The 16,866-nt window shown below is 42.4% G+C and carries 14 protein-coding genes; 7 read left to right on the top strand and 7 right to left on the bottom strand.

All coding sequences use genetic code 11. The features are described from left to right. Window positions 1-1,011 precede the first annotated feature (1,011 nt). Window positions 1,012-2,121, top strand: coding sequence for an A/G-specific adenine glycosylase (mutY, locus tag B3473_RS02705; protein WP_154455394.1), 1,110 nt, complete (start codon window positions 1,012-1,014; stop codon window positions 2,119-2,121). Between the two features lie 219 nt (window positions 2,122-2,340). Here the strand turns inward: mutY and B3473_RS02710 are convergent, their stop codons facing one another. The 3 genes from B3473_RS02710 to trxA all read right to left on the bottom strand — a co-directional run bounded on the left by B3473_RS02710 (window position 2,341) and on the right by trxA (window position 4,382). Beyond that, a complete protein-coding gene (locus B3473_RS02710; RefSeq protein ID WP_154455393.1) occupies window positions 2,341-2,721 on the bottom strand; it encodes a hypothetical protein in 381 nt (126 codons plus the stop codon). A 78-nt stretch (window positions 2,722-2,799) separates the two neighbouring features. Continuing rightward, entirely contained in the window at window positions 2,800-3,843 is a 1,044-nt protein-coding gene (locus B3473_RS02715) for an alcohol dehydrogenase catalytic domain-containing protein (RefSeq protein ID WP_154455392.1), read from the bottom strand. 224 nt (window positions 3,844-4,067) lie between these two features. Then, window positions 4,068-4,382 carry a thioredoxin gene (trxA, locus tag B3473_RS02720; protein ID WP_154455395.1) on the bottom strand — a complete coding sequence of 105 codons (315 nt, stop codon included), beginning with the start codon at window positions 4,380-4,382 and terminating at the stop codon, window positions 4,068-4,070. A gap of 148 nt (window positions 4,383-4,530) precedes the next feature. Here trxA and B3473_RS02725 point away from each other — a divergent pair, with 148 nt between their 5' ends. Next, window positions 4,531-5,028 carry a phosphatase PAP2 family protein gene (locus B3473_RS02725; RefSeq protein ID WP_154455391.1) on the top strand — a complete coding sequence of 166 codons (498 nt, stop codon included), beginning with the start codon at window positions 4,531-4,533 and terminating at the stop codon, window positions 5,026-5,028. A gap of 46 nt (window positions 5,029-5,074) precedes the next feature. On the opposite strand, the gene B3473_RS02730 is transcribed toward B3473_RS02725, so the two are convergent. Genes B3473_RS02730 through B3473_RS02740 form a run of 3 tightly spaced genes read right to left on the bottom strand, consistent with a single transcriptional unit; the run spans window position 5,075 to window position 8,310 of the window. Then, window positions 5,075-7,411, bottom strand: a complete 2,337-nt coding sequence (locus B3473_RS02730) for an endonuclease MutS2 (protein ID WP_168260360.1) — start codon at window positions 7,409-7,411, stop codon at window positions 5,075-5,077. 39 nt (window positions 7,412-7,450) lie between these two features. Beyond that, on the bottom strand, window positions 7,451-7,999 hold the full coding sequence (locus B3473_RS02735) for a CvpA family protein (RefSeq protein WP_235280948.1): 549 nt from the start codon (window positions 7,997-7,999) through the stop codon (window positions 7,451-7,453). Between the two features lie 2 nt (window positions 8,000-8,001). Then, window positions 8,002-8,310, bottom strand: a complete 309-nt coding sequence (locus B3473_RS02740; protein ID WP_235280949.1) for a hypothetical protein — start codon at window positions 8,308-8,310, stop codon at window positions 8,002-8,004. A 118-nt stretch (window positions 8,311-8,428) separates the two neighbouring features. Here B3473_RS02740 and rnhC point away from each other — a divergent pair, with 118 nt between their 5' ends. The 4 genes from rnhC (at window position 8,429) to B3473_RS02760 (ending at window position 13,147) form a co-directional block, all read left to right on the top strand. Beyond that, a complete protein-coding gene (gene rnhC, locus B3473_RS02745) occupies window positions 8,429-9,337 on the top strand; it encodes a ribonuclease HIII (RefSeq protein WP_154455387.1) in 909 nt (302 codons plus the stop codon). A gap of 6 nt (window positions 9,338-9,343) precedes the next feature. Next, window positions 9,344-9,937 carry a signal peptidase I gene (lepB, locus tag B3473_RS02750; RefSeq protein WP_167829322.1) on the top strand — a complete coding sequence of 198 codons (594 nt, stop codon included), beginning with the start codon at window positions 9,344-9,346 and terminating at the stop codon, window positions 9,935-9,937. A gap of 124 nt (window positions 9,938-10,061) precedes the next feature. Next, a complete protein-coding gene (locus B3473_RS02755) occupies window positions 10,062-12,518 on the top strand; it encodes an ATP-dependent RecD-like DNA helicase (protein WP_154455385.1) in 2,457 nt (818 codons plus the stop codon). Window positions 12,519-12,661: 143 nt separating this feature from the next. Then, window positions 12,662-13,147, top strand: coding sequence for a hypothetical protein (locus tag B3473_RS02760; RefSeq protein WP_154455384.1), 486 nt, complete (start codon window positions 12,662-12,664; stop codon window positions 13,145-13,147). Window positions 13,148-13,197: 50 nt separating this feature from the next. On the opposite strand, the gene dinB is transcribed toward B3473_RS02760, so the two are convergent. Continuing rightward, entirely contained in the window at window positions 13,198-14,292 is a 1,095-nt protein-coding gene (gene dinB, locus B3473_RS02765; protein WP_154455383.1) for a DNA polymerase IV, read from the bottom strand. Between the two features lie 214 nt (window positions 14,293-14,506). Between dinB and pflB the strand changes: the two genes are divergently transcribed. Further along, on the top strand, window positions 14,507-16,831 hold the full coding sequence (gene pflB, locus B3473_RS02770; protein WP_154455382.1) for a formate C-acetyltransferase: 2,325 nt from the start codon (window positions 14,507-14,509) through the stop codon (window positions 16,829-16,831). Window positions 16,832-16,866 lie beyond the last annotated feature (35 nt).

A 16,866-nucleotide genomic window follows, 5' to 3' on the forward strand; every position in this document is an offset into this window, starting at 1 on the left:
TTTAAAAAACGGATTTTGATTGCATTGAACATAAAGAAAGAGAGGACGAAGTTCGTCCTCTCTAGGTGTTAGCTTTTCATCTACCCACTACAGTTGACAAAGAGCCGAAAGTAGCTAGAATGCTCTTTAGTCAACGTTTTTAAGTTATTGTCATTAATAAGTGATTTTCACTATTGCTTTTTTAGGGTTATTTATATCTCATAGAGTTGTCATGGGAGTACACTAGAGTTAATTGTCACCGTTTTTATAACGGCCTACATTCATCTTCATCATATTGCACCTCCGTGGGTTCTTTCAAATCAGAAGCCTCATTTTACATTGGACTCACTCCTACTAATGTTTGTTAATCCGAAAAGAGCGATTGACTCGTCGCCACTTTGGCTTAACTTGCTCTACTTTAAAACACCTAACATGAATTGCTTTCATATCTATCTTTTGTCTTATCAAACATGGAAGCAATATGATTAGAAGCCCTATCTATTACTATTGTTACTAGCGAAAAAGTCAACCGGTCGCTTTTTCCATCTAGCCGTATCTAATCGTCTGCTTCCAACACCATTTCTTCTAAAATATGGCACCACTCCCTTTAGAAATAACGTCGTTTTATGCCGTTATTAATCTCCATTCTTATAACGTCCTACATTAACCATCAACATAAGGCATCCCTCCAATGTACTTTGTTACAAGATTTCTCGTTTACGATTAGGGTGATTAATCACCATTTTTATAGCGTCCTAGATTAAACCTCATATAGTCCACCACCTTCATAAGGTTATCCCTGCCTACCTAAATCCAAGTTGGAGACTAATCTCCGTTTTTATACCGAGCGACATGATGTTTCAACATAAGAATCATTACCTCCTTATCTTGTTTTATCTGTCATCCTTCTTTACACTTTTATTATAATGTAACCGATTACAATTGTCAAGAATTTTGCTGCTTTTTTTGTCTATTTTTTTCGATAAGTCGCTTTTGCTACTATCCGCCTAAAAACTTTGATACAATAAACGCATGATTGATTTAAAAGATTACGGTATTGAGATGTGGGAGGATGATACCATTTTGTCCTTTCGCCGCACTTTGTTGGCTTGGTACGACCAAGAAAAACGGGATTTGCCTTGGCGACGAACCAAGGACCCTTACGCGATTTGGGTGTCTGAAATCATGCTACAACAGACACAGGTCCGCACGGTTATTCCCTACTACAAGCGCTTTTTAGATTGGTTTCCCACCATTGAAAGTCTGGCAAACGCTCCTGAAGAAAAGCTCTTGAAGGCTTGGGAAGGACTGGGGTATTATTCTCGTGTCCGCAATATGCAAGCAGCTGCACAGGATATCATGACGCGATTTGGCGGGCAGTTTCCAGCCAACCACAAGGACATTCTTTCTTTGAAAGGAATTGGACCTTACACGTCTGGAGCTATTGCAAGTATTGCTTTTGGTCTGCCTGAACCAGCTGTGGATGGCAACGTGATGCGCGTGATGGCTAGGCTTTTTGAAATTAACTACGATATCGGTGACCCTAAAAATCGGAAGATTTTTCAAGCTGTGATGGAAAAACTCATTGACCCTGACCGTCCTGGGGACTTTAACCAAGCTTTGATGGATTTGGGAACCGACATTGAATCTGCCAAAAACCCACGACCACATGAATCACCAATTCGCTTTTTCTGTGCGGCTTACCTAAACGGTACCTATGACAAATACCCCATTAAATTGCCTAAGAAAAAGCCTAAACCGCTTGATTTGACTGCTTTTGTCATCCGAAATGCTGACGGGGAATTTCTCTTGGAAAAAAACACCGAGGAACGATTGCTAGGAGGCTTTTGGTCTTTTCCTATCTTGGAAATGCCTGACCAACAAACTGATAAAAAGGCAGACTTTGAGGAAGGTTACCACATACACCCAACTTGGAGTACGGCCACTTTCACGCCTGTTAAACATACCTTTAGCCACCAAAAGTGGACCGTCACATTGATTGAAGGCACCGTCGCTTCACCACAATTGACGAAAGGCAAAGAACTGCGCTGGGTGAAAAAAGACGCTTTGAGCGACTATCCCATGGCAACCCCACAGAAAAAATTATTAGAAAACTATTTGACGTCTAAAAAGACCCAATAAACACAAAAAACCTCAACGCCAAGCGTTGAGGTGCATTAGGAGATTTATGGGAGTTCTAGGCTAGGATACCTATCACTCATCAAACAATAACTTCAATCAGTGATTAAAGCCACTGCTATGAAAAAGAAAGTTTATTAGGAATGATTATAGTATAAGCGGTCTAGCTTAATGAAACCTAAACGTTTACTTATAGAAACCGTAAAGCAAACCAATGGAGATTTAAAGATAGTTAAAATACGCCAAATCAACTGTCAGGGCATTAGCCGTCACAAACTGGTGCTTGCCATTAAACTGAGCAAAATGGGTTGCCGCTTGAATGCGATAAAACTTGGCAAATTCCTGATAAAGCACAGCATCCATCTCACCCACATTTAAGAAATAAACGGTTTGGTTCATCTGTCCCAAACGGTCCAAACCTCTTTGGGTTTCAGCCTGTTCCAAGCGTCCGATAAACAACAAAAACGTTTCTTTCATATCCATTTTATTAAGCAATTCATGCAAGGTGATGAATTGGATATTGTCAGAAATGCCTTTTTTATCACGGCAGAAAAACCATCTGCCTGCTAATGTCAATAACCCTAAAACAAGAAAAGCCCTCATATCATACCTCCCACTTATTTATTCGTAAACGAAATGACTTGTGGGGTGGAAATGAGGGATTTTTTTGAATGAAACTACTTAATCCATGACTAGCATTGATTTAATGGCTTTGCGGTCACGCATATCTTGATAGGCTTGGTTGATATCATCTAGAAAATAAGTGTGGGTAAAGACACGGCCTGGATTGATATCCCCGTCAAGAACAGCCTTGAGAAGAATTTGCTTATCGTAGGTTGTCACAGAAGCTGAACCACCACCGATGATAATGTTTTGTGAAAAGGTTGAACCAAGTGGGCGATTATCGTAATGGGGCACACCCACAAAACCAACACGACCGCCGTTGTGGAGAACTCCCAGAGCTTGGTCAATAGCTGCTTCCGTACCAACACATTCTAGAGCAACATCCGCACCACCACCGAGAATGTCACGCACCTTGGCAATACCTTCTTCGCCACGTTCAGCAACGACAGCATTAGCACCTGAAGCCAAAGCCATTTGCTGACGGTCCTCATGTCGGCTCATCAAGATAATCTGAGAAGCCCCGCGCATTTTGGCCGCAATAACCGCACATTGACCAACGGCACCGTCACCGATAACAACGACCTTGTCGCCTGGCTTAACGTCAGCAACACGCGCAGCATGATAACCTGTTGGCATAACATCAGCCAAAGTAAGGAGTGATTTCATCATACCTTCTGAATAATCAGACGGTTGCCCAGGGATTTTAATCAAAGCCCAGTTAGCATAGTGGAAGCGAACATATTCTGATTGGAAACCAGAAGACCAGTTTGTATAGCCAGGGTGGTTATCACACGTTCCGTCAAAACCAGCACGGCAAGCATCACATTCCCCACAACCGTGAGTAAATGGCACGATGACAAAATCACCAGGTTGAACAGTGGTAATGGCAGGGCCAACTTCTTCGACAATACCAAGCGCTTCATGACCTGAATTGACCGAATGCGCTGCTTTTTTATCTCCATTGGCATAAGCCCAGAGGTCAGAACCACACACGCAAGCACGAACGACTTTGATAATGACATCATCATCGGCTTGTAATTGTGGTTTTGGTACCTCTTCAATAGTCATCAGACCAGCTTTTTCAAAAATGGCAGTTTTCATTGTAAATACAGGCTTTGCTTGCCATCAACATGATGACAAGTGAGCCCCTCCTTTCTTAATATTGATATTGGGACAAAACGCTCACTTATCCGCGTCCCAAACGAGTAAGCGCCAAAAGTGTGAAAACACTTTCTATTTGATTGACACCGTTATTATAATCCTTTGAGTGCACTCTAAATCAAGCCATATGAACAAAAAAGTCAGGAAAATCCCGACTTTTATGATTAGCTTAATTCTGCGACGATGTCTTTGATTTGTTCTTTGGTGTGAACCCCAGCTACTTGTTTAACCACTTTGCCATCTTTCTTGAATAACAAGGTTGGGATTGACATGATACCAAATTCTTGTGCGGTATTTGGGTTTTCGTCCACATCGATTTTAACGATTTTAAGAACATCTTCATCGATTTCTTCTGATAATTGGTCTAAAATTGGGGCTTGCATCAAGCATGGACCACACCAAGTTGCCCAAAAGTCCACTAGGACAAGCCCTTCGTTTGTTTCTGCTTCAAATGTTGCATCTGTCACGATATGTGCCATAATCTTACCGAGAACTGCCAAGACGTCAGTTCTTTTTTCCTTTTCTAATAGTCTATGTGCCTATTTTACGGGAAACTTTAGCGTTTGACAAGTAATTGCTACGTTTTCCGTGATATAATGCTATTATCATCTCAATTAAGGACAAACCATGAAAGATTACGCAGATTTTTACCAACGGCTAACGCAACCTATCCGAAAAAGACCCGCATCCATTCGCTGCTTACGCTTAAGCAATAGCCTCGTCACCAAGATAATGTACCTCATCTATCCTATCTTACTTATCTATCTTTGGTGGCAAGCTCCCAAGCGTCTAATGGCTTTTATCCTTATCCCAGCTATTGCTTTTGTGCTGGTGTCCGTCATTAGAAAACGCCTCAACGTCCCACGTCCCTACGAGGCATGGGCCATTACTCCTTTGATTGCTAAAAATACCAAGGGGCAATCTTTTCCAAGCCGTCACGTTTTTTCAGCGACCATTATCAGCATGGCTGTCTTACGACTGAATATCATCTTGGGCAGCATCTGCTTACTTCTGTCCCTCCTTTTAACTTTTTGTCGTGTGCTTGGGGGCGTCCACTATCCACGCGATGTCACGGCAGGTTTTCTCATCGGACTTGCTTGCGGGGCATTGCTCTTTCTTTTTTAATCATCACAAAATCTCCCTAGCGATGCCGTTAGAGAGATTTTTTTGTTTAACCTAAATTAGCAATGGTACAACCGCTACCGCCTGCGTTTTGCGGAGCGTATCCAAATGATTTCACGTGTTTGTTACGGCGAAGGTATTTGGTAACACCCTCACGGATAACACCCGTTCCGATACCGTGAATAATGTCCACCTGCGCCATATTATTAAGCAAGGCTTGGTCGATAAACTCATCCAATTCTTGCATGGCTTCTTCGTAACGTTTGCCTCGCAAATCCAATCTAGCACGCGGTCCTGTGCTTTTTTGGCTTTTCTTAACCACATTGACTTGTTTTTTCTTCGGTTTTTGAGCTTCCTCTTGGACTTTGACAAGGGTAAATTCGTCCTCTTTCAAAGTCATCTTAATCAAGCCAATCTGAGCTTCCCATTTGCCATCTTTGACTTTATTGGTCAAAGTACCCCGTTGTCCGTAAGCCGTCACGATGATATCATCACCCACGCGCGGCGCGCGTAATTTCTTGGCTTTCTTGAGAACCTTATTTTTAGACAAATCAACCTCAGGCGCCAATTTTTTCAGCTGGCTTTTGGCTTCGATGACTTCATGTGGTTTTAAGCGTGCTTTTTCATGCAGATTTTTGAGAATAGCTTCGCTTTCTGCCATCGCTTTGTCTACAATTTCCTGTGCTTTGACGCTGGCCTTTTCCAACTCCTTGTCCTTGGCGTGTGAAAATTCATTGTAAAGCTTCTTGACAGCACGGTTGAATTTGAGATTTTCTTGCTCCACTTCTTTGATGTGGTCCAGGCGTTTGCGGCTTTCACGCGTCTGAGCTTCCAAACGTTCGATGATGCGGTTAACATCGGTATCTGAATCCGTCAATCGCTCTGCTTCATTGACAATAATTTCTGCCAAACCAAGACGGCGAGCAATTTCAAAGGCGTTTGAACGTCCAGGAACCCCTTGCATGAAATGGTAGGTTGGACTGAGTGTGTCCGTATCAAATTCCATGCTTGCATTTTCAACAAAATCCGTTTCGATGCCGTAGGCTTTTAACTCTGGATAGTGGGTGGTTGCCATGGTTTTGACTTCCAACAAACGCAAGTGCTCCAAAATCGCCATGGCTAGGCTAGCCCCTTCTTGTGGGTCCGTACCAGCACCCAATTCATCGACCAAAACAAGGCTATCTTTATCAGCTTGGTCTAAAATACTAACGATATTGGTCATGTGGCTTGAAAAGGTTGACAAGCTCTGCTCGATAGATTGCTCATCACCAATATCTGCAAAAATTTCCTTGAAAATAGCAACCTTGCTGCCTTTATCGGCTAAAATCGGCAAACCTGATTGTGCCATCAATTGTGCCAAGCCCAAGGTTTTCAACATAACTGTCTTACCACCTGTATTGGGACCCGTGATGACTATAATCGTCAATTCCTGCATAAAATGAAGGTCATTGGCAACAGGATTGAGCAAGAGTGGGTGACGGGCTTGCAAGAGTTGAACGGTCTTATCGCTTGATAATTGTGGCACCACAGCGCGACGCTCTTGCATAAATAAGAATTTGGCGCGCACAAAGTCCAAATGCCCTAGCACCCAAGCATTGTTGCGAATGATTTGGGTATGCGGGCGAAGCATATTGGACAATTCGCGTAAAATACGTGCCATTTCGTGGCGTTCGTCAGCGCGCAATTGTGTGATTTCTTCGTTTAATTGCACCACAGCGCGTGGCTCAATATAAACTGTGCTTCCAGATGCTGAAATATCATGCACAACCCCAGAAATACGGTTGCGGTAGGTATTTTTCACAGGCAAAACCGCACGGCCATTACGGCTAGCAAGCAAGGTTTCTGTCAAATGGTCAGCTTGTTTTTTCAAAATATCTTGCAAAATCTGACGCACACGACTCTCACTGTGATTGATTTGACGACGAATCCTGCCCAATTCAGCACTGGCGAAGTTTTCAATAAACCCGCCATCGTTGATAGCCTGTAAACTTCCCTGTAAACTTGGAAGCAGTTCAAGCTTATCAAATAAGGTATTTAGAGCTGTCAACTCGACATTTTCCAAATCATTGTAAAAATGTTTGACCTCTGCAGACACTTGCAAGACCTTCTTGATATCGATGATTTCTGAAATGTTAACATCTGCTTCTAATTCCAGACGGCGCATGCTCTCAGAAACATCACGCAAACTGCCCATACCAAAGGAATGATGTTCAATGAAAATCTGCTCCATATCTGACATTTCATCAAAAGAACGCAAGATACGGTCAGCCTCTGTCATTGGTTCTAATTTGTGCAACTCCTCTTGCCCTTGCTCGGTTTGCAAGTAACCTTCGAAAAGTTGCTTGACTTTATCAAATTCTAACTGTTCTAAAATTCTTGTATTCATGCTTTCTTATCCTATAAAAATAAGGGCTAAAGCCCTTTGTTAATTCAAAACAAACCCTGCCCACAAATCTTTGATACTGTTGACAAATGGGTAAAAAGAGTCCACTAAAAATCGGACCAATCCACTGCCTGAGAGGGTATTTTGCACTAAACTCAATGGAACGGTTGCCAGCAAGGTCAAAACCAAGCTGAAAAACATCATCGTAACCAGCACCGAAAAGACACCGCTCACGACATTAGCACCAACATTGTCCCAACGATTAACAGGTGCCAAATGAACAAAGACACCCAGCAAACGAAAAGCCAGATAAACTAGACTGTAAATAGCGGTAAAGGCAGCCCCTGCATAATAAACTTGGTCCAAATCAAAGAGAGGCACATCCCGCCAAAACGCCATGGTCGCGCCTTGAACCGCATTGGCATAGGGAAGCCACAAGGTCAGCTTATCTGCCAAGGGTTGATAGAACTGCCCCGCAATAACAAGCGACAACACACTAGCCACAAGGTAGTAGGTTTGCAGAACAATTCCGCGCGCATACCCAATGTAAAACTGCCAAATAAAAACGATTAGAAGAATAGCAGATATCATACTTAATCCTCGTTAGCGTCTGATTTACTGGCTTTCTCCTTGACGTCAACAATCGTTTCCGAGCGAAGCGCCATTAACTCTTTCTCCATTTTTTCAACTTCTATTTCACGGCTAAGCTGAGTTGAAAGGGAATTGATAGCCATTAAAATAGCAACCATTTCATCATCAGCTTGGGGTAATTTTTCTTTAATAGCGGCGTATTTTTCTTTTGCAACTCTTTCGACTTCTTCCATAAAGAGATTATCTTGATCTGTCGTCAAGGTAATTGTCTTTTCTCCAAAAACAAACTTATACCGATTTTTACTTTTCATATAGTCACCTCCTTGACATTATACCGTAAAATAGCCATTTCGTAAAATACTAGGAGAAAAAACAAGACTTTGGCTATCTATTTGAGCATAGCCTTTGGTTTTATGATAAAATGGGACTATGAGTACAGTTGTTATAACTTTAAAAGGGGCAGCTTTGCAGAAACTTATAAAAACATTTAATAGCCAGCAAGTTGCCAGTAAAAATCCCTATATCACATTTGCAGCCAAAGTAGATAAGGTGATGATTTCAGTTTACACGTCAGGAAAGGTCGTCTTTCAAGGTGAAAAAGCTGAGGAAGTCGCTAAATATTTTGGCTATCAAGCGCCTGACGCATCCATCCAAACAGCACCCGCAGGGCAAAAACTAGCCCTCATCGGGTCAGATGAGGTGGGCAACGGTTCTTACTTTGGGGGCTTGGCAGTTGTGGCTAGTTTTGTCACTCCTGACAAACACGCCCTGCTTAGAAAACTAGGAGTGGATGACTCCAAACGATTGACCGATGCCAATATTCGCAAAATCGCTCCTATTCTCAAGCAAGAAATTCCCCACCGCGCTCTCCTCCTATCTCCTAAAAAATACAATCAGGTCGTGGGAGCTGGCAAACAGTACAATGCTGTTTCTGTCAAGGTAGCTTTACACAATCAAGCTATTTATTTACTACTAAAAGATGGCTTCAAACCGCAAAAAATCGTCATCGATGCTTTTACCAGCCAACAAAACTATCAAAAATATGTCAAGCAAGAAGTCAACCAATTTGACAACCCCTTGACACTAGAAGAAAAGGCTGAAGGCGAGTATTTGGCGGTGGCGGTCAGCTCGATTATTGCAAGAGATTTATTTTTGGACTATTTAGACCAGCTCAGCCAAAAAATCGGCTATCCCTTGCCAAGTGGGGCAGGGCAAAAGTCCGACTTTATTGCCAGTCAGATTTTAAAAACGCATGGAATGGCTGGTTTAGCAGAAACAGCTAAACTGCATTTTGCAAATACAAAAAAAGCTCAAGAGCTATTACGGAAAGGAAATTGAGGAAGCATTATGAAATTTCTTAAAGAATGGGGACCTTTTATCCTCTTTGTTTTGGTGCTAGGTCTTAGTCGCTTATTCCTTTGGCAGCCTGTCAAAGTCGATGGGCACTCAATGGACCCAACCTTAGCAGATGGAGAACGCTTGATTGTCCTTGACCACACGAAAATCAACCGTTTTGATATTGTTGTGGCTAAGGAAACTGAGGACGGACAAACCAAGGAAATCGTTAAACGTGTCATCGGGATGCCTGGTGATACGATCACTTACAATGATGACACGCTTTACATCAACGGTAAAGAAGTCGATGAAAAATACCTTGATGAGTACAAACAAGCCCTTGATGACGACCAACTCCAAGACATTTATGCCTATAATTCGCTCTTCCAAGAGTTGGCTGAGAAAGCAGACGCCTTTACTACGGATAGCGATGGCAATACTGAATTTACCGTTAAAGTGCCAAAAGGCGAGTACTATCTCATGGGAGATGACCGCATCGTATCGAAAGACAGCCGTGAAGTCGGAACTTTTCCGAAATCATCCATTGTTGGCGAAGTCAAATTCCGCTTCTGGCCACTTTCAAAAATCGGATTTATTGAATAAACGCACAAGGCTAGAAAAAACTCTAGCCTTGTTTTTGTTTTTCCTTTAACAAAGAAATGGTATAATAAAGCCATTCTGAACAAGCAAATGACACTAAAACAAAAATAATGAGGACAGACTTTTCATGGAATACTTTTTTTCTGGCACGGTTGAGCGAGTCATTTTCGAAAATGCTAGCAACTTTTTTAGGATTGTCTTGATGAGTATCGAGGATACCGATGCGGATTTTGATGAACCTGAGATTATCGTGACGGGGACGATGGCTGATATTGCTGAAGGCGAGGACTACACCTTTTGGGGCGAGTTAACCCAGCACCCAAAATACGGGGAGCAACTAAAGGCCTCACGTTACGAGCGTGCCAAACCCACTTCTTCTGGCTTGATCAAATACTTCTCAAGTGCCCAATTTAAAGGCATTGGCCGAAAAACGGCTGAGAAGATTGTGCAACTTTACGGTGACAATACCATTGATCATATCTTGGACGACCCTAGCCGATTAGACAACATTGCTGGTTTGTCCAAGGAAACCAAGGACCGTTTTTTAGCTCGTCTAAAACTGCATTATGGAACAGAGCAGATTTTAGCCAAACTGGCCGAATACGGCTTAACCAATCGTGTTGCCGTTGATATTTTCAATCATTATAAAGAAGACAGTTTGGAAATTATCCAAGAAAATCCCTACCAACTGGTTGAGGATATTCAAGGAGTTGGTTTTAAGATTGCAGACCAACTGGCAGAAGAATTGGGCATTGAGGCAAACGCACCACAACGTTTTCGAGCAGCACTTGTGCACACCCTTTTTGAAACTTCTATGGAACGAGGCGACACCTATGTGGAAGCACGAGATTTGTTAGAGCAAGCCATTACCACTCTCGAAGAAGCACGCCCTGTCGAATTGGACCCCGCAGCTGTCGCTCAAGAATTGTCAACACTCATCACAGAAGACAAGGTGCAAAACATTAGCACCAAGATTTTTGACAGTAGCCTTTTTTATGCCGAAGCTGGTATTAAAAAGCATCTGACACGTATCCTTGACACCCCTTTGGAAAATGCTTTTTCGGACGATGACATTCAAGAAGAAATCGCAGCTGTTGAGGAAGATTTTGCTATTTCTTATGACCAAGTCCAACGCAAGGCTATTCAAGAAGCTTTGCAAAGCAAGGTATTTATCTTGACAGGTGGGCCAGGGACTGGAAAAACCACGGTTATCAACGGCTTGATTGCTGCTTATGCGCAGCTCCACCGCATTGACCTCAATAAAACAGACATTCCTATTATCTTAGCAGCACCGACAGGACGAGCCGCACGACGAATGAATGAATTAACTGGCCTCCCCAGTGCAACCATTCACCGTCACTTAGGTTTAAATGGTGACAACGACTACCAAGCCATGGACGATTATTTGGATTGTGATTTGATTATCATTGACGAATTTTCTATGGTGGACACTTGGCTAGCTAATCAACTCTTTAGTGTCATTGCTTCAACAACTCAGGTCATTATCGTTGGGGATAGCGACCAGCTACCGTCTGTTGGTCCAGGACAAGTGCTTTCTGACTTGTTAAAAATTGACACACTCCCCCAACTTGCCCTCACCAAAATCTTTAGACAATCTGAGGATTCGACCATTGTCACGCTTGCTAACCAAATGCGACAAGGCCAATTGCCTGCCGATTTCACACAAAAAAAGCCTGACCGCTCTTATTTTGAAGCCAGTGCTACCTACATTCCTAATATGATTGCCAAGATTGTCCAATCTGCTGTTAAAAGTGGTATCAACCCGCAGGAAATTCAGATTTTAGCACCCATGTACCGTGGTGCCGCAGGGATTAACCGTCTCAACACCATTATCCAAGACTTGCTCAATCCCTTGGACAATCAGCAAGATTTTGCGTTTGGTGAGATGAGTTTTCGTAAAGGAGATAAAATTCTCCACCTTATTAACGATGCCGAGCTAAATGTCTTTAATGGCGACATCGGCTACATCACAGATTTAATTCCCGCCAAATACACCGAATCCAAGCAAGACGAACTCTATTTGTCCTTTGACGGTAATGAGGTCATTTACCCTCGCAACGAATGGCACAAAATCACCCTTGCCTACGCCATGTCTATCCACAAATCGCAAGGGAGTGAATTTCAGGTGGTTATTTTGCCAATTACACATCAAAGTCGCCGCCTCCTACAACGCAACCTCATCTACACCGCCATTACACGTTCCAAGAGTAAATTGGTGATGCTAGGAGAACTTGCCGCCTTTGATTATGCCATCAAAAATGAAGGTGATAAGCGCAAAACTTATCTTGTGCAGCGTTTTAGCAACGATAATCTAGCGCAAGAAACAGCTGAAAAACAGGTAGAAACACCACAAGAAACAGCTACACCCGAAAATCAAAATTACCAAAATGTCGCTGTTCCCGCAGACACCGCTGTCGAAGAACAGATTCAGTTAACCTTGGACATTGACAACCAAGTGGAGCAAGAAACTCAAGCCTATCGCCTGACAGAGGAAAATATCCCTTTCATCGACCCCATGATTGGCTTGACAACAGCCGACATCGAACGTTTTTTCAAATCCTAACACTAACCCCCAGACCTACTTTCGGCTGGGGGTTATCTCATGAACTCTCATGACTTGGCAGAAGGCTATTTACAACGCTTCAATTTATGGTATAATAATTTGTATTATGACATTAGTATAATTTGATATTTTGGCGGTTTGGTATGGTTTCTTATGAAAAATTACGTCAGTCCTTGCGTTCTTGGACATTGTTCATCGCTTGGATAAATGTACTCGCCGCTATCGGCAAGATTTCAGGTATTGTCAGCTACTTTGCCATCAGCAATAATTTAGATGAACTAAAGAAAACTGTGGATACTGAGGTTTATCAAACCCTGGTCGCTGCAAGTAATATTTGGTATCCCATTATCTACATCGTTGCTTTGGTGACTAACGTTGTTGTGGCTTATCTGGCTTTTAGGAACCTTGCCAAAATCAAAGAAAACGTACCTAGCTTGATGCCTTACCGTATTGCCTTGGGCTACACTGTTGTCTATAACGTTGCTATTATCATCTTAGCAGTTGCCTTGGGGGATTCACTTAGCATCACACTCTTTTTATTTCCTATTATCTTCTTGGTGCTTTATGGCTATGTTTACAACAAAGCTATCCAACTCTTGTACCGCGACGACGCAGTTGAAGTCAACTAAGTACATCACACCATTAGAAAAGCCACTGCTATTAAGTGGCTTTTTTCTATTTAAAGATGGAGGGCAATGGACTCGCTTGTATTTTCTAGTTGAGTTGCCGTGACACCTAAAAGACGTATGCCTTTTGAAGACTCTTCCAGCTGGTCAAAAATAGCTTGAGCTATTTGACTAATCGTTTTGGCATCATCTGTCGCCACGTCCAGCGTCATGCGTTTGGTCAAGGTCGAAAAATCTGAATAACGCACTTTTAAGACAATCACGCGCCCCAATTTTTGATTTTTCTTGAGGTTGTCAGACACGCGCTGCGCATTTTTGGCAATCTCTGAGCGAATACTGGCTTCATCATACAACAATTTGCCATAGGTTTTCTCACTCCCAACCGATTTGCGAATGCGATTGGGTTGCACAGGTGCATTGGAAATGCCTCTTGCTTTTCGATACAAATCGTAGCCAAAACGCCCAAAAAGGTCAATCAAGGTCATCTCAGACAAGCCCAGCAAATCCTCGCCCGTGTAAACGCCCATGTGATGGAGCTTATCCACCGAACGCTTCCCCACACCATGAAATTTTTCAATAGGCAACTGTTTTAGAAAATCTTGAGCATCTTCTGGCAAAATCAAGGTCAATCCCCTTGGTTTTTCAAAATCCGATGCCAATTTAGCCAAGAATTTATTATAAGACACCCCAGCCGAACACGTTAAACCAAGCTCTTGCCAAATGTCATACTGAATCATTTTAGCAATCTTAACCGCTGACTTGATGTTCAGTCTATTATGCGTCACATCCAGATAAGCCTCATCAATCGACATAGGCTCTACCAAATCCGTGTAACGCTTAAAAATAGCCCGAATCTGCAGCCCAATTTGACGGTATTTGTGATGATTACCAGAAATAAAAATGGCTTGCGGGCAACGCTCGTAAGCTTCTTTTGAGGACATGGCAGAATGCACGCCAAACGTTCTAGCCTCGTAATTACAAGTTGACACGACCCCACGACCGCCTGTTTTCCTAGGGTCTGCCCCAATAATGACAGGGTGCCCCTTCAAATTAGGATTATCACGCTCCTCCACCGAAGCAAAAAAAGCGTCCATATCAACATGAATAATTTTTCGAGAGGTGTCATTGATTAAAGGGAAAATCAGCATTAAGGTATCCTTTCTCCATTTATTATACCAATTTTTAGGTTTTTTCGGTTATTTTAGCTTTTTTAGTACAGTTTATTCGTATTATTCAACTGTACTAGTAAAGATTCTCACATAATTCGCTGATATCCCCTTTGGAAAACGCTTACCATATGTTAAACTATATTTGTAAATGTAACAGATGACTTGTTACTAGAATTTAAGGAGATCTCTTATTATGGCGACTGTTAAGACTACTACAGATGTTTTTGAAAAAGCTTGGGAAGGCTTTAAAGGTACTGACTGGAAAGAAAAAGCTAGTATTTCTCGTTTCGTACAAGCCAACTATACCCCATATGATGGTGACGAAAGTTTCTTGGCACCTGCGACTGAACGTTCACTCAAAGTGAAAAAAATCGTTGAAGAAACAAAAGCACATTACGAAGAAACGCGTTTCCCAATGGATACACGTCCAACATCAATCGCTGATATCCCTGCTGGATACATCTCAAAAGAAGATGAGTTGATTTACGGTATTCAAAACGACGAGTTGTTCAAATTGAACTTCATGCCTAAAGGCGGTATCCGCATGGCAGAAACAGCTCTTAAAGAACACGGTTATGAACCAGACCCAGCTGTTCATGAAATTTTCACAAAACACGTGACAACTGTAAACGATGGTATCTTCCGTGCTTACACATCTAATATCCGCCGTGCCCGTCACGCCCACACTGTAACTGGACTTCCTGATGCATACTCTCGTGGTCGTATCATCGGTGTTTACGCACGTCTTGCCCTCTACGGAGCAGACTACTTGATGAAAGAAAAAGCAAACGACTGGAACGCGATTACAGAAATTGATGAAGAATCAATTCGCCTTCGTGAAGAAGTTAACTTGCAATACCAAGCCCTTGGTGAAGTCATTAAATTGGGTGACCTTTACGGTGTCGATGTTCGCCGACCTGCGATGAACGTCAAAGAAGCTATCCAATGGACAAACATTGCTTTCATGGCTGTTTGTCGTGTGATTAACGGTGCGGCTACTTCTCTTGGACGTGTGCCCATCGTTCTTGATATTTACGCAGAACGTGACCTTGCTCGTGGTACATTTACAGAATCTGAAATCCAAGAATTTGTTGATGATTTCGTATTGAAACTTCGTACCGTAAAATTTGCTCGTACCAAAGCTTATGACGAACTTTACTCTGGTGACCCAACATTCATCACAACTTCTATGGCTGGTATGGGTGCTGACGGACGCCACCGTGTTACAAAAATGGACTACCGTTTCTTGAACACTCTTGATAACATCGGTAACGCTCCAGAACCAAACTTGACTGTTCTTTGGACAGATAAATTGCCATACGCTTTCCGTCGCTACTGCATGAAGATGTCACACAAACACTCTTCTATCCAATACGAAGGTGTGACAACAATGGCAAAAGACGGATATGGTGAAATGTCATGTATCTCATGCTGTGTGTCACCACTTGACCCAGAAAACGAAGAACAACGCCACAACATCCAATACTTCGGCGCACGTGTAAACGTCCTTAAAGCCCTTCTTACTGGTCTAAACGGCGGTTACGACGATGTTCACAAAGATTACAAAGTCTTTGATATCGAACCAGTTCGCGACGATGTGCTTGATTTTGACACTGTCAAAGCCAACTTTGAAAAATCACTTGACTGGTTGACAGATACTTACGTAGATGCCCTTAACATCATTCACTACATGACTGATAAATACAACTACGAAGCTGTTCAAATGGCATTCTTGCCAACAAAACAACGTGCTAACATGGGATTCGGTATCTGTGGTTTCGCTAATACTGTCGATACCTTGTCAGCTATCAAATACGCAACAGTTAAACCAATCCGTGACGAAGATGGCTACATCTACGACTACGAAACTATCGGAGATTACCCTCGTTGGGGTGAAGATGACCCTCGTTCAAACGAATTGGCTGAATGGTTGATTGAAGCTTACACAACTCGTCTTCGTAACCACAAACTTTACAAAGACGCTGAAGCAACTGTATCACTTCTTACCATCACATCAAACGTTGCTTACTCTAAACAAACAGGTAACTCACCAGTTCACAAAGGAGTTTACTTGAACGAAGATGGTAGCGTGAACCTTTCTAAATTGGAATTCTTCTCACCAGGTGCTAACCCATCTAACAAAGCTCGCGGTGGTTGGTTGCAAAACCTTAACTCATTGGCAAGCCTTGACTTCTCATATGCTGCCGATGGTATCTCATTGACAACCCAAGTATCACCACGTGCTCTTGGTAAGACCTTCGATGAACAAGTGGATAACCTTGTGACTATCCTTGATGGTTACTTTGAAAACGGTGGTCAACACGTTAACTTGAACGTTATGGACCTTAAAGACGTTTACGATAAGATCATGAGTGGCGAAGACGTTATCGTTCGTATCTCTGGTTACTGTGTCAACACAAAATACCTCACAAAAGAACAAAAAACAGAATTGACTCAACGTGTCTTCCACGAAGTACTTTCAATGGACGATGTCGCTGAAACTCTTTCTCAAAACTAATATGTAAAAAAGGGCTCATTGTCAACTGTAGTGGG

Origin of the sequence: Streptococcus sp. UBA632, from assembly GCF_002300045.1 — a bacterium.
Lineage (GTDB): Bacteria > Bacillota > Bacilli > Lactobacillales > Streptococcaceae > Streptococcus > Streptococcus alactolyticus.

Coding starts and splice junctions, on each gene's coding strand:
- mutY (WP_154455394.1), top strand. CDS start 1,012: ATGATTGATTTAAAAGATTACGGTATTGAGATGTGGGAGGATGATACC.
- B3473_RS02710 (WP_154455393.1), bottom strand. CDS start 2,721: ATGAGGGCTTTTCTTGTTTTAGGGTTATTGACATTAGCAGGCAGATGG.
- B3473_RS02715 (WP_154455392.1), bottom strand. CDS start 3,843: ATGAAAACTGCCATTTTTGAAAAAGCTGGTCTGATGACTATTGAAGAG.
- trxA (WP_154455395.1), bottom strand. CDS start 4,382: ATGGCACATATCGTGACAGATGCAACATTTGAAGCAGAAACAAACGAA.
- B3473_RS02725 (WP_154455391.1), top strand. CDS start 4,531: ATGAAAGATTACGCAGATTTTTACCAACGGCTAACGCAACCTATCCGA.
- B3473_RS02730 (WP_168260360.1), bottom strand. CDS start 7,411: ATGAATACAAGAATTTTAGAACAGTTAGAATTTGATAAAGTCAAGCAA.
- B3473_RS02735 (WP_235280948.1), bottom strand. CDS start 7,999: ATGATATCTGCTATTCTTCTAATCGTTTTTATTTGGCAGTTTTACATT.
- B3473_RS02740 (WP_235280949.1), bottom strand. CDS start 8,310: ATGAAAAGTAAAAATCGGTATAAGTTTGTTTTTGGAGAAAAGACAATT.
- rnhC (WP_154455387.1), top strand. CDS start 8,429: ATGAGTACAGTTGTTATAACTTTAAAAGGGGCAGCTTTGCAGAAACTT.
- B3473_RS02755 (WP_154455385.1), top strand. CDS start 10,062: ATGGAATACTTTTTTTCTGGCACGGTTGAGCGAGTCATTTTCGAAAAT.
- B3473_RS02760 (WP_154455384.1), top strand. CDS start 12,662: ATGGTTTCTTATGAAAAATTACGTCAGTCCTTGCGTTCTTGGACATTG.
- dinB (WP_154455383.1), bottom strand. CDS start 14,292: ATGCTGATTTTCCCTTTAATCAATGACACCTCTCGAAAAATTATTCAT.
- pflB (WP_154455382.1), top strand. CDS start 14,507: ATGGCGACTGTTAAGACTACTACAGATGTTTTTGAAAAAGCTTGGGAA.